General features: G+C 70.8%; 19 protein-coding genes and 1 pseudogene. 12 read left to right on the plus strand and 8 right to left on the minus strand.

The window, feature by feature from the left end; all coding sequences use genetic code 11:
- The first annotated feature begins 164 nt into the window (after positions 1–164).
- Together VT50_RS29260 and VT50_RS29265 are read left to right on the plus strand one after the other, a co-directional pair.
- Positions 165–2042 (plus strand): hypothetical protein, encoded by a 1878-nt coding sequence (locus VT50_RS29260; RefSeq protein ID WP_240529360.1) that lies wholly within the window; start codon positions 165–167, stop codon positions 2040–2042.
- 5 nt (positions 2043–2047) lie between these two features.
- Positions 2048–3511, plus strand: coding sequence for an ABC transporter substrate-binding protein (locus VT50_RS29265; protein ID WP_046088232.1), 1464 nt, complete (start codon positions 2048–2050; stop codon positions 3509–3511).
- Positions 3512–3542: 31 nt separating this feature from the next.
- On the opposite strand, the gene dnaK is transcribed toward VT50_RS29265, so the two are convergent.
- From dnaK to VT50_RS29285, 4 genes are all read right to left on the minus strand, one after another.
- Positions 3543–5435, minus strand: a complete 1893-nt coding sequence (gene dnaK / locus VT50_RS29270) for a molecular chaperone DnaK (protein WP_046088233.1) — start codon at positions 5433–5435, stop codon at positions 3543–3545.
- An 84-nt stretch (positions 5436–5519) separates the two neighbouring features.
- A complete protein-coding gene (gene sthA, locus VT50_RS29275; RefSeq protein ID WP_046088234.1) occupies positions 5520–6923 on the minus strand; it encodes a Si-specific NAD(P)(+) transhydrogenase in 1404 nt (467 codons plus the stop codon).
- Between the two features lie 85 nt (positions 6924–7008).
- Positions 7009–7737 carry a YoaK family protein gene (locus VT50_RS29280; RefSeq protein WP_046088235.1) on the minus strand — a complete coding sequence of 243 codons (729 nt, stop codon included), beginning with the start codon at positions 7735–7737 and terminating at the stop codon, positions 7009–7011.
- Between the two features lie 91 nt (positions 7738–7828).
- Complete coding sequence (locus VT50_RS29285; protein ID WP_046088236.1) at positions 7829–8464, minus strand: CGNR zinc finger domain-containing protein; 636 nt, start codon at positions 8462–8464, stop codon at positions 7829–7831.
- A gap of 56 nt (positions 8465–8520) precedes the next feature.
- On the opposite strand from VT50_RS29285, the gene VT50_RS29290 reads away from it, so the two are divergent.
- Positions 8521–9489 carry a ketopantoate reductase family protein gene (locus VT50_RS29290; RefSeq protein ID WP_046088237.1) on the plus strand — a complete coding sequence of 323 codons (969 nt, stop codon included), beginning with the start codon at positions 8521–8523 and terminating at the stop codon, positions 9487–9489.
- On the opposite strand, the gene VT50_RS29295 is transcribed toward VT50_RS29290, so the two are convergent.
- Positions 9461–9925: a DUF2000 domain-containing protein gene (locus VT50_RS29295; protein ID WP_046088238.1), complete on the minus strand. Its 465-nt coding sequence runs from the start codon at positions 9923–9925 to the stop codon at positions 9461–9463. The two genes, VT50_RS29290 and VT50_RS29295, sit on opposite strands and share 29 nt — an antisense overlap.
- Before the next feature lie 99 nt (positions 9926–10024).
- Between VT50_RS29295 and VT50_RS29300 the strand changes: the two genes are divergently transcribed.
- Positions 10025–10519: an Lrp/AsnC family transcriptional regulator gene (locus VT50_RS29300; protein ID WP_046088239.1), complete on the plus strand. Its 495-nt coding sequence runs from the start codon at positions 10025–10027 to the stop codon at positions 10517–10519.
- Positions 10520–10589: 70 nt separating this feature from the next.
- Here VT50_RS29300 and VT50_RS29305 read toward each other — a convergent pair whose 3' ends face one another.
- Positions 10590–11051 (minus strand): cytosine permease, encoded by a 462-nt coding sequence (locus VT50_RS29305; RefSeq protein ID WP_338058350.1) that lies wholly within the window; start codon positions 11049–11051, stop codon positions 10590–10592.
- 59 nt (positions 11052–11110) lie between these two features.
- Between VT50_RS29305 and VT50_RS29310 the strand changes: the two are divergent.
- The 7 genes and pseudogenes from VT50_RS29310 to VT50_RS29340 form a co-directional block, all read left to right on the plus strand.
- Positions 11111–11566 (plus strand): annotated as a pseudogene (locus VT50_RS29310) (aldehyde dehydrogenase family protein); the annotation flags it as partial.
- Positions 11517–12158: a GntR family transcriptional regulator gene (locus VT50_RS29315; protein ID WP_046088242.1), complete on the plus strand. Its 642-nt coding sequence runs from the start codon at positions 11517–11519 to the stop codon at positions 12156–12158. The pseudogene VT50_RS29310 and the gene VT50_RS29315, both read left to right, overlap by 50 nt.
- Positions 12159–12396: 238 nt before the next feature.
- Entirely contained in the window at positions 12397–14688 is a 2292-nt protein-coding gene (locus VT50_RS29320; protein WP_075200446.1) for a glycoside hydrolase family 3 N-terminal domain-containing protein, read from the plus strand.
- A gap of 193 nt (positions 14689–14881) precedes the next feature.
- A complete protein-coding gene (locus VT50_RS29325) occupies positions 14882–15802 on the plus strand; it encodes an AEC family transporter (protein ID WP_046088243.1) in 921 nt (306 codons plus the stop codon).
- 163 nt (positions 15803–15965) lie between these two features.
- Entirely contained in the window at positions 15966–16805 is an 840-nt protein-coding gene (locus VT50_RS29330; protein ID WP_046088244.1) for an SDR family oxidoreductase, read from the plus strand.
- A gap of 162 nt (positions 16806–16967) precedes the next feature.
- The gene (locus VT50_RS29335; RefSeq protein ID WP_046088245.1) at positions 16968–17795 is read left to right on the plus strand and encodes an LLM class F420-dependent oxidoreductase; all 828 of its coding nucleotides are present in this window, start codon (positions 16968–16970) and stop codon (positions 17793–17795) included.
- A 15-nt stretch (positions 17796–17810) separates the two neighbouring features.
- A complete protein-coding gene (locus VT50_RS29340) occupies positions 17811–18242 on the plus strand; it encodes a TIGR03668 family PPOX class F420-dependent oxidoreductase (RefSeq protein WP_046088246.1) in 432 nt (143 codons plus the stop codon).
- Positions 18243–18262: 20 nt separating this feature from the next.
- On the opposite strand, the gene VT50_RS29345 is transcribed toward VT50_RS29340, so the two are convergent.
- Positions 18263–18640 (minus strand): DUF2267 domain-containing protein, encoded by a 378-nt coding sequence (locus VT50_RS29345; protein ID WP_046088247.1) that lies wholly within the window; start codon positions 18638–18640, stop codon positions 18263–18265.
- Positions 18641–18787: 147 nt separating this feature from the next.
- Here VT50_RS29345 and VT50_RS29350 point away from each other — a divergent pair, with 147 nt between their 5' ends.
- On the plus strand, positions 18788–19504 hold the full coding sequence (locus VT50_RS29350) for an HdeD family acid-resistance protein (protein WP_046088248.1): 717 nt from the start codon (positions 18788–18790) through the stop codon (positions 19502–19504).
- A 104-nt stretch (positions 19505–19608) separates the two neighbouring features.
- Here the strand turns inward: VT50_RS29350 and VT50_RS39780 are convergent, their stop codons facing one another.
- Entirely contained in the window at positions 19609–19767 is a 159-nt protein-coding gene (locus tag VT50_RS39780; protein WP_164502469.1) for a hypothetical protein, read from the minus strand.
- Between the last annotated feature and the right edge of the window lie 18 nt (positions 19768–19785).

Here is a 19785-nt window from a genome sequence, read left to right on the forward strand (position 1 = left end):
AATGTGGGTAAGGGACCCCTAGTTGCCGACGGGGGGCCTGAACGGGGGGACGGGGGCACGTGGCGGAATCCGGAATGGGTGTGGGCTTAAGAGGCCGCAGCGGGATCATCAGTCTGGTCGGGGAGTGTCTCAGGCTGGAGCCCACGGACGAGCGGCCAGTGATCATGCTGTTAGGGCCGCGCGGCAGTGGGGCGAGCGACGCCCATGGCGCGCTGATGGAGAAGTTCGGCCCCGAGACGCCGTTCGCGTATGTCAATGTCGGCGGTGATCAGGCCCTGCTGCCGCGGTATGCGCTGGCGCTGCTCGCGCGCCAGCTGGAGCGCAAGCTGCCGCGCTACCGCCGCTCGCACTTCCCGCGGCTGACGCTCGGTCTGCTCGCCTCGGACCACCAGCTGCGGATGACGAGCCTCGCGGAGGGGCGGCGCAACATCCGGCGGGAGCTGGACGCGTTCCAGGAGCGGGCGGAGGCGCGCTACGGCGACTATCTCGCCGCCTTCTTCGAGGTGGCCGGTGGCGCCGTGGGCGCTCCCGACGGCGCCTCCACGGCGGCGCTCGCGCTGCTGCGGGACGCGCTGCGGCGCGGCCGGAGGCGGCTGCCCGGGCGCAAGTTCACCAGCAGCGCGGCCTGGTACGGCGGCCATCCGCTGCTGCGGAGCCGGGATCCGTGGGAGGCGCTGGTCGAGCTCAACCTGTGGCGCCACGACGGGGACGAGGACGACCAGGACCGGCTGGACCGGGTGCTGTTCTCGGCCCTGCTGGCGGACGTGCGCTCCAATGTGCGCCGCTCGTTCATGCCCCGCTCCTATCTGCTGCTGCTCGACAACTCCCATACGGAGCAGGGCCGTCGCTTCCTCGATCTGCTGATCCGGGCCCGCCATGACGATGCCGTGGTGGCGGGCGCGGACTGCGATCCGCTCACCGTCGTGGCGAGCTCCAACCGGTGGCTGCCCCGCTGGGGCCCGGCCACCGGCGATCAGTGGCCGTGGCGGCTGCGCGGCCCGGACCGGGCCTCCCTGGCGGACTGGAGCGAGCACCGGCCGGGCCGGGACAGCGATGACACCTGGTGGTATCCGCTGCGGCTGCGCGACCTCAATCTGGACGAGGTGCGGATCCGGATCGAGCTGGAGCTGCGCCACCACCCCGACCTCGCGCCGTTCACCCGGCTCGCGCCCTTCGTCCACCGGCTGACCGCGGGGCTCCCCCGGGCGGTCAGCCTGGTTCTTGAGCTGCTGCGGCACTCGTCCGTGCCCGTCGAGGACGGTGCCGAGCAGGACCGCTGGCTGCGCACCCTGCCGGACCGCACACCGCGGGAGGGCGAGGACTCCCGGACGCTGGCGGAGGCCGCCCTGGATCATCTGCTGCGCGGTTTCGACCCCGCGCGGCGGATGGCGCTTGAGGAGAGCGCCGCGGCGCGCGACCTGTCCATCGGCACCCGGCTGCTGGGCTCGGGCGACGCGCTGTTCGGCGAGGTACGCGACCGCTGGCTGCTGCACAGCCCGGGCACGGTGACCCCGGCCCTCCACCCCTGGCTGCGGCGGCTTTTGCTGTGGCGGCTGGCCGGGCGGCCGGACGACTGGGACGCGGTGCAGGAGCTGCTGGCCGAGCACTTCAGGTCCGAGGGGCGCCCGGTCCAGGAGATGTACCACCGGCTGGCGGCGGAGCGGATCGACGAGGTGACCGGGTATCTGGTGGACCGCTTCCCCGCGGTGCCCGCGGCGCAGTGGATCAGCGAGTTCAACACCATCACGGCCGCCCCCAACCGGCTGGGCCAGGCCGGCGGACCGCTGGAGCTGCTGGCCGGCCTCGCCCCGGACGAGCCCCCCGAGGCGGTCACCACGGCCTCGGTGATCCGGGAGCTGATCACGGTGCGCTGGGTGTGGAGCGATCCGCTCGCCGACCCCGGGATGCGGCTGAACGACATGATCGCCGACGGATTCAACCAGCTCTCACGACTGCGGAGGAACGACATCGTGGCCCTGTTCAACGAGGCCGAGCGGTACCGCCACTGGCGCCATCCGCTCACCCGCGCGGGCGAGGAGTGAGACAGGTGCCGAGACTGGAATGGCCGCTGCACATCGTGCGCCGAGTGGTGATCGGCGTGATCGTCCTGGCCGTGCTCGCGGTGGCGGTCCCGCTCACCGTCGACTGGATCCAGGAGAAGCGGGCGCGGTGCGGTGACGGCGTCGTCAAGATGGGCGACGACCGCGAGTGCGTGGGCGTCACCGACGGTTCGTACGTCTTCGCCGACCACCTGGGGCCCGTGGAGAAGAAGATCAAAGAAGAGAACGACCGGGTGGAGGAGAAGGGTGCCAAGTACGTCAGCGTCGCCTACATGACCTCGTTCACGCTGACCGAAGACGACAGCAACTCCGAGGAGTCGGTCCGGCATGAGCTCGAGGGCGCGCTTCTGGCGCAGCACCGGCACAACGGCGGCGATCTCTCCTCGTCCCCCAAGATCAAGCTGTTGATCGCCAATATGGGCAGCAGCGCGGCCCATTGGGAGCACACCGTCGATGAGCTGATCGACCGGAAGACCTCTGACGACAAGCTGGTCGCGGTCACCGGGCTCGGCCCCAGCGACACCCAGAACCTCGACGCGCTGAAGCGGCTGTCCGACAACGGTTTCGCCCTGGTCTCCAGCACCATGACGGCCACCAACATAGAGGGCATCAAGGGGCTCGTCCGGGTCTCCCCGACCAATGTGGACGAGGCGTACGCGGCCTCCGCGTACCTCAAGGAGGAGAAGGTCCGCCGGGCGGTGGTGGTCCAGGACGACGCGCGGGACAACTACTACGCCAAGACGCTGGGTGACGCCTTCACCAAGGTCTTCCAGGACATCGAGGGCCATGAGCTGGTGGCGGACCGGATGACCTATGACTCCTCGAAAGAGTCCTGGCCGAACGAGCTGCACTACATGCCCGGTCAGCTGTGCGACCAGAAGCCGGAGGCGGTCTTCTTCGCGGGCCGCGGCATGCACCTCACCCGGTTCCTGGACGCGATCGCCAACCGTCCTTGCCAGAACCGGGAGTTCATGGTGATCACCGGTGACGACACCACCAACCTCACCGCCGATGACCTTGCCCACGCCGCCGAGAGCAGGGTGCGGGTGTTCTACACGGGTCTGGCGCACCCCGATATGTGGCGGGAGGACCCCGACTCCGTCTCCCGCCCATCGGCCCGCCACTTCCAGCCGGGCGGACTGCTGGCCGAGTGGTTCCCCGACGACCAGCACCAGGACGGCCAGGCCATCATGGCGCATGACTCGGTGCTCACCGCCGCCCAGGGCATCCAGATGGCATCGCTGGGCGAGGTGACCGGGGAGTCGGTGGCGCGGATGTTCCACCAGATGAACAGCCGTCAGCAGGTACCGGGGGCGAGCGGGTTCATCTCGTTCCAGAACAATGGCAATCCGCGCAACAAGGCCATTCCGATCCTGCACCTCAACGCGAAGGGGCGCTCGGAACTGGTGGAGGTCTCGGCGCGGCGGGGCGAGCCGGCCAGGAAGCAGTGACGGGTCGGGCCGCCCCGGAGCGCGGTGACGGTCAGCCGCCGCCCTTGGGCTCGTCCCCGGTCTTCTCGTCGTCGACGATCTCCGCGTCCACGACGTCCTCCTCGGACGCGCGGGCCTGGCTCTCTCCGTCGCCGGAGGGGCCGCCGGATCCGCCGCCATCGGACGGGCCGGGCTGCTGGGCCTGGGCGTAGATCGCGGTGCCGATCTTCTGTCCGACGGCGGCGGTCCGCTCGGTGGCCTCGCGGATCGCGTTGGTGTCCTCGCCCTCGAGGGTCCGCTTGAGATCCGCGACCGCCGCCTCGGCCTCCTGCCGGACGTCCCCGGGTACCTTGTCGGCCTGGTCCCGCAGCAGCCTCTCGGTCTGGTAGACGAGCGACTCGGCCTGGTTGCGGGTCTCGGCGGCCTCGCGGCGCCTGTGGTCCTCCTCCGCATAGCTCTCGGCCTCGCGCATCATGCGGTCGATGTCGTCCTTCGGCAGCGCGGAGCCGCCGGTGACGGTCATCCGCTGCTCCTTGCCGGTGCCGAGGTCCTTGGCGGAGACGTGCATGATGCCGTTGGCGTCGATGTCGAAGGCCACCTCGATCTGCGGCACCCCGCGCGGGGCGGGCGGCAGTCCGGTCAGCTCGAACATGCCGAGCTTCTTGTTGTACGCGGCCATCTCACGCTCGCCCTGGAAGACCTGGATCTGCACCGACGGCTGGTTGTCCTCCGCCGTGGTGAAGACCTCCGAGCGCTTGGTGGGGATCGTGGTGTTCCGCTCGATCAGCCGGGTCATGATGCCGCCCTTGGTCTCGATGCCGAGGGACAGCGGGGTGACGTCCAGCAGCAGGACGTCCTTGACCTCGCCCTTGAGGACACCGGCCTGCAGGGAGGCGCCGATCGCCACGACCTCGTCCGGGTTGACGCCCTTGTGCGGCTCCTTGCCGGTCAGCTCCTTGACCAGGCCGGTCACGGCGGGCATCCGGGTGGAGCCGCCGACCAGGATCACGTGGTCGATGCCGGAGGTCTCGATCCCGGCGTCCTTGATCGCCTGGTGGAAGGGGGCCTTGCAGCGCTCCAGAAGGTCCTCGGTCAGCTGCTGGAACTGCGAGCGGGTGAGCTTTTCGTCCAGGTGCAGCGGGCCCTGGTCGGAGGCGGTGATGTAGGGCAGGTTGATCGTGGTCTCGCTGGCCGCGGAGAGCTCGATCTTGGCCTTCTCTGATGCCTCGCGCAGCCGCTGGACCGCCATCTTGTCCTGGGCCAGATCCACGCCGTAGCCGTTTTTGAAGCGGGTGACCAGATGGTCCACGATCCGCTGGTCCCAGTCGTCGCCCCCGAGGTGGGTGTCGCCGTTGGTGGCCTTGACCTCCACCACTCCCTCGCCGATCTCCAGCAGCGAGACGTCGAAGGTGCCGCCGCCGAGGTCGAAGACCAGGATGGTCTGGTCGTTCTCCTTGTCCAGCCCGTACGCCAGGGCGGCGGCCGTCGGCTCGTTGATGATCCGCAGCACCTTCAGCCCGGCGATCTCGCCCGCCTCCTTGGTGGCGGTGCGCTGGGAGTCGTTGAAGTACGCGGGGACGGTGATCACGGCGTCGGTGACGTCCTCGCCGAGGTACGCCTCGCCGTCGCGCTTGAGCTTCTGCAGCACCCGCGCGGAGATCTCCTGCGCGGTGTAGCGCTTGCCGTCCACATCGCCGGTGGCCGGGAACCGCCATCGGTCCTCGCCCATGTGGCGCTTGACCGACCGCGCGGTGCGCTCCACGTTCGTCACCGCCTGGCGCTTGGCGACCTCCCCCACCAGCACCTCGCCGTTCTTGGCGAAGGCCACCACCGAGGGGGTGGTCCGGGTGCCTTCGGTGTTGGTGATGACGGTGGGCTCGCCGCCCTCCAGGACCGATACGACCGAGTTGGTCGTACCCAGGTCAATACCGACTGCGCGAGTCATCTCAGCCCTCCTCCCGGTCTGTCTCCCAGTATCCCAAAAGGGATGTTCGGGGGCGGGGCACGGAGGAGGGCCGGAGGCCGGGGGTCAGTCCCGCAGGTGGTCGACCTCGCGCATCTTGTTGGTGGCGTCGAGCGCGGCGACCTTGTAGGACTCGGCGAAGGTCGGATAGTTGAAGACCGCGTCCACCAGGTAGTCGACGGTGCCGCCGCAGCCCATCACGGCCTGGCCGATGTGGATCAGCTCGGTGGCGCCGGTGCCGAAGCAGTGCACCCCGAGCAGCCGCCGGTCCTCCGGGGAGACCAGCAGCTTCAGCATGCCGTGCCCGTCGCCGACGATCTGGCCCCGGGCCAGCTCGCGATAGCGCGAGACCCCCACCTCGAAGGGCACCTTCGCGTCCGTGAGCTGGTCCTCGGTGCGGCCGATGAAGCTGATCTCGGGGATGCTGTAGATCCCGATCGGCTGGAGGTGGTGGATCGGGTTCACCGGCTCCTCGCAGGCGTGGTACGCCGCGCTCCGCCCCTGCTCCATGGAGGTCGCGGCCAGGGCGGGGAAGCCGATGACATCGCCGACCGCGTAGATGTGCGGCACGGCGGTGCGGTAGTGCTCGTCCACCGCGATCCGGCCCCGTCGGTCGGCGGTGAGCCCCGCCTTGGCGAGGTCCAGGGCGTCGGTGAGCCCCTGGCGTCCCGCGGAGTACATCACCGCGTCGGCGGGGATCTTCTTACCGCTCTCCAGGATGGTCAGGGTGCCCCGCGCATGGCGCTCGACGGCCGCCACGGTCTCGCCGAAGCGGAAGGTGACCGCCAGGTCGCGTAGCCGGTACTTCAGGGCCTCCACGATCTCGACATCGCAGAAGTCCAGCATCCCCTCGCGCTGCTCGACCACGGTGATCTTGCTGCCCAGGGCGGCGAACATCGAGGCGTACTCGATGCCGATGACTCCGGCGCCCACGATGACCATGGAGCGCGGCACCCGCTCCATGTTGAGGACGCTGTCCGAGTCCATGATCGTCCGCTCGTCGAACTCCACGCTCGCGGGGCGGGCCGGGCGGGTGCCGGTGGCGATCACGATGTGCTGGGCGGTGAGCAGCTGCTCCTGGCCGGTGGCGTCCGTGACGGCCACGGTGTGGTCGTCCACGAACCGCCCGGTGCCGGAGAACATCGCGACCCGGTTGCGGGACAGCTGGTTGCGGACGACATCCACCTCACGGCCGACCACATGCTGGGTGCGGGCCGTCAGGTCAGCGACGGTGATCTCCTCCTTGAGCCGGTAGCTCTGGCCGTAGAGATCCCGCTGGGTCAGTCCGGTGAGATAGAGCACCGCCTCGCGCAGGGTCTTGGACGGAACGGTTCCGGTATGGAGGGAGACCCCGCCCACCATCTCCTTACGGTCGACGACGGCTACCCGGCGACCGAGTTTCGCGGCGGCTATGGCAGCCTTCTGGCCACCCGGCCCGGACCCGATCACAAGCATGTCAAAGTCGGTCACGGACCGAGTCTGGCATCGGATGACACCCCGCTGGAAGAGTGAATCACCGGTCAACCCGACCCGGGGCGGACGGGCTTGGGGCGGGCTATTCGGCGTGGGGCCAGAGATGGCCGTTGGCATCCCGTGCCAGGGAGGTCAGGGATGCCAGCAGCACGAGGCCGACCAGCCCGGTCGGCAGGGCGGGCGCGGCCCGCGCGGCGTGGGCCACCAGCAGCCCGCCCGCCGCGGCGCCCACCACCAGGCCCCCCAGCAGCGCGATGCTGAGCCGGCGCACCGTTCCGCTGCGCACCGCGTCCACCAGCACCCCGGTCAGGGTGCCGGTGAGATAGGTGGTGGAGAAGCCGGACGGCCCGACGGCCCGCACCAGACCGCTCTGCCCTCCCATGGCGAGCGCGGCCACCGCCAGCAGCCCGAGCTGCCTGCCCCCGGTGGGGTGGCCGTCGGCGGACGCCCACACCGCCCAGAGCCCGCCGAGCGCGAGCAGTTCCACCGTGAGCGCGCACCGGGCCCGCAGGGCCGACCGGGGGCCGCGGACGATCCGGCCGCTGACCAGCGCACCCACGATGTAGCCGCCGATGGCGACCGCGGAGTCCCGGGCGAGCGTCGCGTCCAGGGACGCGGTGGACATGCCGAGCAGGGAGAGATTGGCGGTCATGACGCTGGTGAAGACGCCGCCCAGGGCCAGAAAGCTGATCGCGTCCATCGCCCCGGTCGCCACGGTCAGCGCGACGGCGGCCGCCGCTCCCCCGGGACCGCGGGCCCGGCCCGGGTGCCGTGCTTTCGGTGCGGGGTCGGTGTCGCTCTCCTCGGCCATCGGCAGCCCTCCGGTCACCCCGGGTGCCCCGCGGTGACCCATCGGAAACAGCGGCCCCGGCGAGCAGGCTCCAGGGAGCACCGGGGCGTCCTCAGCGGTCGCCCCGGGAGCCCTCAGCAGCCGCCCGCCGCCGCCGGTGCTTCGCGGCCTTGGCGCTGTTGCCGCACAGCCGCATGGAGCACCACCGGCGCCTTCTGCCGGGGGTGAGGTCGAGATAGATCATCGTGCACAGCGAGGAGTCGCACGCCCGCAGCGCCCCGCGCCGCTCCGGGTCCCCGAGCACCGCGATGAGGTCGCGTACGACGACCGACTGCAGCTCCCGCCCGGTCAGCGGACGATCGGCGCCGTCCACCTCGACCCCGGCGCCGGTGGCCCTCAGCAGCGGCTGCGGCGGAGCGGGGCGCGCCCGCTCGTTGAGCAGGGCGATGGACGCGGCGGCCGGGGCCCGCCCGTGGACGGCCGCCGCCACCACGTCGTACGCCGCCTCGCGCAGCGTCCGCAGCTCGGTGTGGAGCCCGTCCGTGACGGCCTCGTCGCGGAGCCGCAGCCCGACGCCGTCACACCACTCCCGCAGCCGGTCGAGGGTGCCCAGGCGCTCGATCGGGGTGCTGCCGCGCCGTGCGAGGGACGCGACGAGGTTCAGGGCGAGGCTGCCGCCGTCGAAGCGCAGTGCCCGCAGCCCAGCGGTGACCCGCACCCGCGCGACCTGCTCCGTCGAGGAATCCATGCGAATATAGTAACCGCCCGAAGGGTTACTAAGTGGCTGGGAAACGAGGGGACATCATGCGGATCGCGATCATCGGCGCGGGTGGCGTCGGCGGATACTTCGGCGCACGGCTCGCCGCCGCGGGGGACGAGGTCACCTTCGTGGCCCGGGGCCGCCATCTCGCGGCGATCCGGGAGAAGGGGCTGACGGTGCGCAGCCCGCTGGGCGATCTGCGGGTGGAGTCCGGGGCAGTCGTGCCGACGGTCTCCGACCTCGAGGCCCCGGACCTCGTCATGGTGGCGGTGAAGCTGTGGGACACCGAGGACGTCGCCCGTGAGCTGGCGCCGCTCGCCGAGGGCGGCGCCACCGTCGTGTCGTTCCAGAACGGGGTCCAGAAGGACACGGTGCTGCGCCGCCAGCTGCCCGCGGGGTCGGTCCTCGGCGGAGTCGGCTATATCTCGGCGTTCATCGAGGAGCCGGGCGTGGTGGTGCACAACGGCACGCTGCAGCGGCTGGTGTTCGGGGAGTACGACCGCAAGGAGTCCCCGCGCGTCCGCCACTTCCTCGACCGCTGTCTCGCGGCCGGTGTCGACGCGGAGATCAGCGGGGACATCGAGCGCACCATCTGGGAGAAGTTCGTCTTCCTGGTGGGCCTTTCCGGGACGACGTCGGCGGTGCGGCAGCCGATCGGCGTGGTCCGCGCGAATCCCGGGTCACGGGATCTGCTGCGCGAGGTGATGCACGAGGTGGTCACCGTGGGACGGGCCAAGGGGGTGGACCTGGACCCCGGTTTCGCCGCCGACCGGCTCGCCTTCTGTGACACGCTGCCCGCCACCATGACGTCCTCGATGCACAACGACCTCCTGCGCGGCAACCGCCTCGAACTGAGCTGGCTCAGCGGGGCCGTGGCCGAACTCGGTGCCGAGCTGGGGGTCGCCACCCCGCGCAACCGGGCCATCGCCGACATCCTCGCCCCCTACGCACTGGGCGATCCGGCCGCGACGGGCGGCGCGGAGGTCAGCGCAGCAGGGGAAGCCTCCCGATGAGCCTGCTCACCCTGTTCCGCGGGCCGACGACGCTGATCGCGAGATAGTCGAGATCCTCGGTCTTGGCACCGGCCAGGCTGTCGAGGTACTCGTCGTAGACCCGTGAGGTCTGGGCCTGCCCGGGCATGTCGACGAGGAACAGACCGTCCTTCTCTGCGGCCCTGGCCCGCAGCTCGCACAGCGCCTGGGGGCCGGCCGCCAGGATCGAGCACCCGGCCCACGGCAGCCCCGGGTGGCCCGCGCCGGACGCGTCCCTGCCGTCCGGCCCCAGCAGCTCCGGCATCGCCCGGCCGACGGCGGCGGCCATGCAGGCGGCGGCGTTCACCGCCCGGCCCGCGGCCAGCTCCTCGTTCACGACGATCACCCACTTGAGCTTCGCCTGCCGGGTGGACTGATCGGTGCGTACATCCTCGTCGGACAGCTGGGGAACGGACACGAGCGGTACTCCTTGTCGATGGCTAATGTGGTGGACGGTATCCATCCATCCGAGCGTGAGCACGGCTCACCGAATTTCCTCAGGCGAGGGAGCGCTTCCGTGGAACTTGATGCACTCGACCGCGCTCTTCTGCGGGAGCTGCAGAACGATGCACGCCAGACCAATCGCGAGCTGGCCCTGCGGACGGGGGTCTCGCCGTCGACCTCCCTGGAGCGGGTCCGGGCGCTGCGGGAGCGCGGCATCATCAGCGGCTATCACGCCGCCGTCGACCTGGAGGCGGTCGGCCGCCCCGTACAGGCACTGATCTCGGTGCGGATCCGCCCGCCGTCCCGCCCGGTCATCGAGGGGTTCCGGGAATGGGCCGCCCAACTGCCGGAGACTATCGGGCTGTTCGTCACCTCCGGCCCCCATGACTTCCTCATCCATGTGGCGGTGCCGGACACCAATGGGCTGTACGCGTTCGTCATCGACCGCCTCACCGAGCGCCGCGAGGTGGCGGATGTGCAGAGCACGATGGTGTACGAACACGCCCAGTCACGCTGTATCGACCCCGCGCCCGCCGAGCGGCCCGCACCCTCGCGCCGGAGGCGGTAGCGGAGCCGGAGGGGGTAGCGGGGGTGGCGAAGGACGGGCGGCGTCACCGTTCGTGACACCGCCCGCCCGCTTACTGACGGCTCGTCAGGAGCCCGCCACCGCCGCCGTCTTCTCCGTCCTGGGCTCGGCCGTGGCGGGCGTGTTCCGCGTCCACAGCGGCCGGAGCCGGTAGGTCAGCAGCCCAGGCGGCGAAGCCCCCGGAGAGCACCCACCCGCGATCGTAGAGCTCGGCGATCCGACCGGGGTCGGAGCGGCCGCCGACGTGGTAGTCGAGCAGCAGCACGGTGGCGAACGGCGCGATGAAGTACGCGGTGAGGTCGAGGAACACCGAGAACTTGTCCTCGGTCCCGGAGTGTCCCCACAGGCTGATCGCATACGCCAGCGCACAGATGAGGATGACGGCCTGGATCCGGGTGACCGGCACCCGCAGCGTCTGGACGGAGATCGCGCCGCCGTAGACATTGAGGAAGTTCTGCGCGAGCGCCGAGAGCCCGATGGCGATCAGGGCGGGAATGGCGAACGGCCCGGTCAGCTGGTGCGAGCGTCAACCCGGCCACCGCCGAGCCCTGGTACGAGGCGGCGCGCGGCACCGCCGCCGATGTGGACCGTACGGTGGGCGCCGCCCGCACCGCCTTCGAGGATCCGCGCTGGCGCGATCTGAGCCAGACCCGGCGCGGTCGGCTGCTGCGGAACCTGGGCGATCTGATCGGTGAGCACGCCGAGCGGCTGGCCCGCACCGAGACCCTGGACAACGGCAAGCTGCTGCGCGAGATGCGGGCCCAACTCGCCAAGCTGCCCGAGTACTTCCACTACTACGCGGGACTCGCCGACAAGATCCAGGGCGAGGTGATCCCCGGGGCGAGCCGCGAACTGCTCAACTACACCCTGCGCGAACCGGTGGGCGTGGTCGGCGCCATCACCCCCTGGAACTCCCCGCTGCTGCTCACCGCCACCAAACTGGCCCCGGCCCTGGTCGCGGGGAACACTGCAGACCAGCATGCAGGCGAGGGTCGCGGAAGAGCTGCGGCAGATGATCACCAGTGGTGAGCTGCCGCCCCGCTCCAGCCTCTCCGAGATGGCGCTGTCCGAGACCTTCGGCGTCAGCCGGACGCCCATCCGCGAGGCCCTGAAACAGCTCCAGATCGAGGGCTTGGTCGAGGTGCGGCCACGGGTCGGCACCTTCGTCGCCGTACCGTCCCGGCGCGAGCTCACCGAGCTGTTCCAGATGAAGGAGCTGCTGGAGGGCGCCGCCGCCCGGCTGCTCGCCTTCCGTGGGAACGTACCGGAAGTGGAGCGGCTCGAGGCCAATATGAAGGCGGCCGACGCCGCCGTCCGGGACGGCGACGCCGAGCGATACGCCGCGCTGGTCCACGAGTTCCACGATCTGATCGTGGTGGGCGCGGACAACAGCAAGCTGGAGGGGCACTACCGCACCCTGATGAACCAGCTGGCGTACGCCCGGCTGGTGCGCACCTCGCTGTCCCGGCCCGGCCGACTGGACGAGTCCGACGATGAGCACCACCGCGTTCTCCATCTGGTCCAGGCCAAGGACGGCGACCGCGCGGAGCGGGTGATGCGGGAGCATGTGCGGATGAGCCACCAGGCCCTGATGGCGGGCATGGACGAGCGCCGGGCCTGAGAAGGCGGTTCACGGTGCCGGAGCGTGGTCTTCCGGACACGCTGAGCACACGCGGCTCCGGTGCGGCCAGGGAGCCACAGGCCACGGCGCCCGGTCACCGGGGGCCCGGACGCCGATCCTGTCGTACGTTGGCAGAGGACCCGCGTGGCGGCCCCCATCCCGCGCGGGGTCGTGACCGGCATGGTCTTGAGCAAACGGGCTCGGGGAGAACCGATCGCCGAAGGCCAGGACGAAGACCATGAACGATGTGCGCAGACGTACGGTGCTCGCCGCCGCCGGGGGGACGGCCGTCGCGGGCAAGGCCGCGGCCGCCCATGCCCAGGACCAGGCCCCGCCCGCCCCCTCCGCCGGACGGGCCCGGCCGGGGCGGGAGCCCGGCCCGTACGAGACCAGGATCCAGGCGCTGATGGCGCGGATGTCCATCGACGAGAAGCTCGGCCAGCTCCAGCAGCTCGCCTGGACCGGGGCCACCGGGCCCGGCGGCGGGCAGACCGCCGCCGCGGAGAAGGCGGCCCGCAGGGGCGGGCTCGGCTCGGTGCTCAACATCTACGGGGCCCGCACCACCAACTCGCTGCAGCGGATGGCCGTCGAGGAGTCCCGGCTGGGCATTCCGCTGATCTTCGGGCTCGATGTCATCCACGGCATGTGGACCACCTTCCCCATCCCCCTGGGCCAGGCCGCCGCCTTCGATCCCGCGGTGGCCGAGTGGGACGCGGAGGTGTCCGCGCGGGAGGCCCGCTCCAACGGGGTGCACTGGACGTTCTCGCCGATGATGGACGTCACCCATGAACCGCGCTGGGGGCGGATCGCCGAGGGCGACGGCGAGGACCCGTATCTGGCGGCCCGGCTCGCCGCCGCCAAGACCCACGCCTACCAGGGCGATGACCTGCGCTCCCGGCGCCACCTCGCGGCCTGCGCCAAGCACATGATCGCCTACGGGGGCGTCGAGGGCGGGCGCGACTACAACACGGTGGATGTCTCCGAGGCCCGGCTGCGCAACTTCTACCTCCCCCCGTTCCGGGCGGCCCTGGACGCCGGGGTGGCCACCGTCATGGCGAGCTTCAACACCGTCAGCGGGGTCCCCGCCCATGGCTACCGGCATGCGCTGACCGAAATCCTCAAGGAGGAGTGGGACTTCGGCGGCTTCGTGGTCAGCGACTACAACGGCGTACAGGAAATGATCGTCCACGGCTATGCCGCCGACCGCTCCGACGCCGCCCGGCTGGCCTTCAACGCCGGGATCGACATGGAGATGGCCAGCACCACCATCAACGAGTACGGCAAGCGGCTGCTGCGCAGGGGGGAGATCACCAGCGAGCGGCTGGACGACGCGGTGGCCCGCATCCTGCGGCTGAAGTTCCGGCTCGGGCTCTTCGAGCACCCCTACGCGAACGAGGACGCGGCGATCGCCGGGCCCACGAAGGCGTCCCGGGCGGCGGCCCGCGAGGCGGCCGGGCGCACCATGGTGCTGCTCAAGAACGAGGAGTCCACGCTCCCGCTGGACAGATCGGGCTCCATCGCCGTCGTCGGCCCGTTCGCCGACTCCACCGATCTGCGCGGCTCCTGGGCCGGGTCCTGGGCCGAGAAGTTCCGCCCGGTCACCGTGCTGGACGCGGTCAAGGACGCGGCACCGAAGGCGGAGATCAGCCATGTCGAGGGCGTGGACGCGGCCGGCCGGAACACCCGGGGCATCGCCCGGGCGGCCTCGGCGGCGAGGGCGACCGATGTGACCGTGGTGGTGGTCGGGGAGACGGCGACGCTCAGCGGTGAGGCGTCCGTACGCAGCGACCTGGGGCTGCCAGGCCGTCAGGAGCGGCTTATCTCCGCGATCGCGGACACCGGCGCGCCGTTCGTGGTGGTGCTGCTCAGCGGGCGTCCGCTGACGATGGAGGGCTGGCTGGACCGCACCCCCGCCGTGCTGCAGGCGTGGCATCCGGGGATCGAGGGCGGCAACGCGATCGCGGATGTGCTCTTCGGCACCGTGAACCCTGGTGGCAAGCTGCCCGTGACCTTCCCGCGCAGGGTCGGCCAGATTCCCATCTACTACAACCACGAGAACACCGGACGCCCCTACGATCCGGCCAACCACTACACCTCCGGTTACCTCGACCTGGCCCACGGACCGCAGTTCCCGTTCGGCCACGGCCTCAGCTACACCACCTTCGACATCGGCGAACCCCGGCTCAGCGTCAGCCGCGTCCGGGCCGAGGCGCTGCGCAAGGGCGACACCGTCGAGGTCGCGGTGACGGTGCGCAACACCGGGCGCCGCAGGGGCGATGAGGTGGTGCAGCTGTACATCCGCGATCTGGTGGCGAGCATCGTGCAGCCGGTGCGCAGGCTCAGTGGATTCCGCCGGGTCAGCCTCGGCGCGGGGAAGGCCACCACGGTCCGCTTCCGGCTGAGCGCCGAGGAGCTGGGCTTCTGGAGCCAGGATCCGCACGGCCGGTTCCTGCTGCAGAAGGGCGAGATCCGGGTCTTCGCGGGCAATAGCTCGCTGGCCAAGCGGGGCCGCACCCTCACCATCACCTGAGCCCGGGCACCCCCGTTCGTCAGCGGCGTCACAGCGCGGCGGCCGCATTACTTGTAGGGTGCATGCTGCCCCTACGCACCCGGAAGACGCCCTTGATGACCGCCGCGCCCTGGCCCTCGACCACCACGACGAGCGGACGAGACCCCGCGACACCCCGCGCGGGCGGCTCCGGCCGCGGTGGGGCGGAGGTCCAGTGGGCGGTGTGATCACCGGCTTCGGTGTCATCGCGACCATCATCGTCACCGGCTATGTCATCGGTCGCCGCCGCTCCCTGGGCGTCCACGGCCGTGAGGTGCTCACCAAGCTCTCCTTCGATGTGGCCTCCCCCGCGCTGCTGTTCACCACGCTCTCCAAGGCCGACCTCTCCGTCGTCGTCTCCACACCGCTGCTGGTGACGGCGCTGAGCACCTTCGTGGTCGCGGGCGCGTTCGTGGCCGTCGGCGCGGTACGGGGATGGAGCGTCGGCCGGACGACGATCGGCGCGCTGTGTGCGAGCTATGTGAACGCGGGCAACCTCGGCATCCCCATCGCGATGTACGTCCTGGGGGACGCGAGCCTGATCGCCCCGGTGCTGCTCTTCCAGCAGCTCGTGATGACCCCGATCGCCCTGACGGTCATCGACCTCTCCCGCCCCGATGTCCGCCCCTCGCCGATCCGCAGGCTGACCAGCCCGTTCCGGAACCCCATCGTGATCGGCTCGCTGTCCGGTGTGCTGGTGTCCGCGGCGGGCTGGCGGATCCCCGGCCCCGTCGTGGAACCGCTGTCGCTGCTGGGCGGCATGGCCGTGCCCGCCGTACTGCTGGCCTTCGGGATCTCGCTGCCGGGCAGCCAGCTCCCCGGGCGCGGCGAGGAGCGCGGGCCCGTGCTGCTGTCGGTGGCGCTGAAGTCCTTCGCCCAGCCGGTGGTGGCGTGGGCCATCGCGGCGGGGGTGTTCCAACTGAGCGGCCCGGCGCTGTTCGCCGCCGTCGTCACCTCCGCGCTGCCGGCGGCCCAGAACCTGTTCACCTATGCCTCCCGGTATCAGACCGCCACCGTCCTGGCCCGTGAGTCGATCCTGCTGTCCACGCTGCTCGCGCCGCCGGTGCTGATGACGGTGGCCGCGCTGCTGGGCTGAGCCCTGCCCCGCGGCGGACACTGGGCCACTCGTCACGTTGCGCCGCTGGAACGATGTGCATCGCCTTAGCGGGTGACCGTGGCGCCGTGGGGAGCCATGGCGCCACCGGCGGGCTGCGAGGGTCGGGGCGGCGGGTGACGCACCGACGAAGGAGACCGAGCCAGTGAACAGCAATCCCGAGCGTCCTCCTCCGGTGCGCCTCCCGGAACTCCTCAAGGGGCAGAAGGCGCTGGTGACCGGGGCGAACTCGGGGATCGGAAAGGCCACCGCGATCGCGCTGGGGCGCTCAGGCGCCGATGTGGTGGTCAACTACGCCACCGACCGCCCGGCCGCCGAAGCCGTCGTCGCCGAGATCGAGGCCCACGGTGTGCACGCCTATGCCCATCAGGCGGATGTGTCCCGGGAGGACCAGGTCGTCGACATGGTGGCCACCATGGTCGACCGCCTGGGCACCATCGACATCCTCGTCGCCAACGCGGGACTCCAGCGGGACGCGCCCACGGCCGAGATGACCCTCGCACAGTGGGAGAAGGTCATCTCCGTCAACCTCACCGGCCAGTTCCTGTGCGCCCGGGAGGCCATCAAGGAGTTCCTGCGGCGCGGCGTGGTCCCGGAGGTGTCGCGGGCGGCCGGGAAGGTCATCTGCATGAGCTCGGTGCACCAGACGATCCCCTGGGGCGGTCATGTGAACTACGCGTCCTCCAAGGGCGGCGTGGCGATGCTGACCCAAACCCTGGCCCAGGAGTTCGCACCCCACAAGATCCGGGTGAACGCGATCGCGCCGGGCGCCATCAAGACACCGATCAACCGCGCCGCCTGGCAGACCCCCGAGGCGCGCGACTCCCTCCTGCGGCTCATCCCGTACGGCCGCGTCGGCACGCCCCTGGACATCGCCAATGCCGCCGTTGTCCTGGTTTCCGACCTGTGCGACTACGTGGTGGGCACCACCCTCTACGTCGACGGCGGCATGACCCTCTTCCCGGGGTTCGCCACGGGTGGCTGAGCGGAGGCCAGGGCGTATGGAGTCATGGGGCCCGCGCCGCTGTAGCCGCAGGGCTCGCGCGGCCCGGCGGTGTCACTCGTGCGCACCGTTGTGGTTTCCGCGCGGCCGGGTACCCATGTGGTTCCCGTAGATCTTCCACGCACACCGTCGCAGGGAGCCGCAGTGAAGTTCGGCGTATCCACCTTCGTCACCGACCAGGGCATCCGGCCCGCCCCCTTGGGGCGGGCCCTGGAGGAGCGCGGTTTCGACGCGCTCTTCATCGCGGAGCACAGCCACATCCCGGTCGAGCGCCGTTCCCCCTATCCGGGTGGCGGGGACCTGCCGGAGATCTATTACCACACGCTCGACCCGTTTGTGACGCTGGCCGCGGTCGCCACCGTCACCCGGCGTCTGCTGCTGGGGACCGGCATCGCCCTGGTGGTGCAGCGGGACCCGATCACCACCGCGAACGAAGTGGCCTCGCTCGACCTGATCTCGGACGGACGGGCCGCCTTCGGGGTCGGTGCGGGCTGGAACCGCGAGGAGATGGAGAACCACGGCACCGATCCGTCCACCCGCGGTCGGCTGTTGGATGAGCGGCTGCGGGCGATCGTCACGCTCTGGACGAAGGAGAAGGCCGAGTTCCACGGGGAGTTCGTGAACTTCGACCCGGTCTTCCAGTGGCCCAAGCCGGTCCAGCGGCCGCATCCACCGATCTATGTGGGCGGTGGCGGCGACGCCGCGTTCCGGCGGATCGCCGCCGTCGGCGACGCCTGGCTGGCCAACAGCGGATCCCCCGAGGAGCTGCGCCCGCAGATCGAGCGGATGCGCGAGGTGGCCGGCCGCGATGTGCCGGTGACGCTGTACGCGATGCCCGAGGACGCCGAGACGGCCGAGGGGTACCAGCGCATCGGTGTGGAGCGGGTGCTGTTCTACCTGCCGACGATGCCGGAGGCGGAGACGGTCGCGCGGCTGGACTCGATGGCCCGGATCGCCGCCCGGTTCCAGTGAGCGCCGGGGGTCGCGGTGCCACAGCTGACGAGCGCACAGGCGCGTGAGCGCTTCGCACGGGCCAGACTGGCCCGGCTGGCCACCGTCGGCGCCGAGGACCGCCCGCATCTGGTGCCGGTGGTCTTCGCGCTGACCGGTGACACGGTGGTGACGGCCGTCGACCACAAGCCGAAGCGGACGACACGGCTGAAGCGCCTGGACAACATCCGCGCCCACCCCGCCGTATGCCTCCTGGCGGACGACTACGACGAGAACTGGGACCACCTGTGGTGGGCGCGCGCCGATGGCACGGCCCGCGTCCTGCCACCGGCGGACGAGTCGGCGGTGTCCTCGGACTACATCCGGCTGCTCGTGGACACCTACCCGGCTCAGTACGGGGACCGGCCGCCGCGCGGACCGGTCGTGGAGATCACCGTCGGCCGGTGGAGCGGCTGGCGGGCCGGATGAGCCCACCGCCCGTGGGCGGGTCAGCGCACGGACTCCGCCATCCTCGCGAACTCGCTGCCCAGCTGGGACATGGCATGGCCGTACTCCTCCGCGGAGACGGCCTCCCGGAGCGTGGCGAGGACCGCCCGGACACCCCGGTCCGCCTCCGGCTCGGACAGCCCGGTGCGCAGGTGCACCCTGCGGACCGACTCCTCGGGGTCGAAGATCTCCATCTCCTCCGGCCCGCGCCGAAGGGACTCCCGGAGGTGTCCGGGCAGCTCCTGGGCTAGCTCGCGGGCCTCGCCCGCGCTCAGCCGGGCCGCCAGGGTCTCGAGCGTGGCGCGGGTGACATCCGCCGCCTCCTGCCGTGACAGCTGGGTGCGCTCCGCCACCGTCTGGAAGAACTCCCGGTCGTCCATGCCGGCCTCCCTATGACGCGCACCAGGACACGGCCTCACCCCCACCTTGCCATGCGGTTTCACCGCCCGCGAGGCGCTGGAACCGGCACGGAGGGACGATGGATCTGTGGGCTACGGCCATCTTGTCCCCCAAGGAGGTGGACGACCATGACTTACTCCTCCGACAGTCCGCATGACTCCGGCCAGCCTAGGGAGGAACCCTACGGCCGGTCCGGAGAGCGGCCCTCCGATGAGGGCACCCCCTACGCCGCGATGCAGAACATGCTGTCCAACACCACCTGGCAGGTCCTGGTGACCGCGGGTGTGGTGGCGATCGCGCTCGGCATCATGCTGCTGGCGTGGCCGGGCCCCTCCCTGGTGGTGATCGGCGCACTCTTCGGCGCGTATCTGCTGATCAGCGGGATCTTCCAGCTGGCTGGGGCCTTCGGGTCGCATATCCCGAGGAATCTGCGGGTGCTGAGCTTCGTCACCGGCGGGCTGAGTGTGCTGCTGGGACTGCTCTGCTTCCGGGCACCGGCCCAGTCGATTCTGCTGCTCGCGCTGTGGATCGGCTTCGCCTGGCTGATCCGGGGTGTGATGCAGACCGCGACGGCGGTATCCGGTGAGGGCATGCCCGCCCGGGGCTGGCACCTGTTCCTCGGTGTGCTCACCATCCTGGGCGGGATCATCCTGATCGTGGCGCCCTTCGGCTCGATCACCGCGCTCACCGTGGTGGCCGGTATCTGGCTGCTCGCGCTGGGCATCATCGAGGTCATGCACGGCATCCAGCTGCGCAGCAGTCTCGGCGGACCCGGCGCCCCGCGCGCCGAGCACCGGGGGACGCGCTTCTCCCGCTTCCGCTCGCAGCCGCATCCTCAGGCGTAGTCCGGCCGCCGCGGCGGCCGTGAGCGGCCGTCGCGGCGGACCGCGGACGATCGATCAGTATCAGGGGGCTCCGGCTGGGAACGGCGTGTGTCCACGGGGGTGAGTCAGCGGGTCTGCACCCACCACGCCATCAGACCGATGGCCGCGGTGCCACACGCGTACGAGGCACCCCGGACGAAGTTGGCGGCGGCGAGTCGGCCGTATCGACGCCATCTGCTGCTGGAACGGCTGGGTACCGGCGGGCGAACCTCCATGGTGTGCATATGGAGCCCCTTTCGTGA

The sequence above is a fragment of the Streptomyces antioxidans genome (assembly GCF_000968685.2).
GTDB classification, from domain to species: domain Bacteria; phylum Actinomycetota; class Actinomycetes; order Streptomycetales; family Streptomycetaceae; genus Streptomyces; species Streptomyces antioxidans.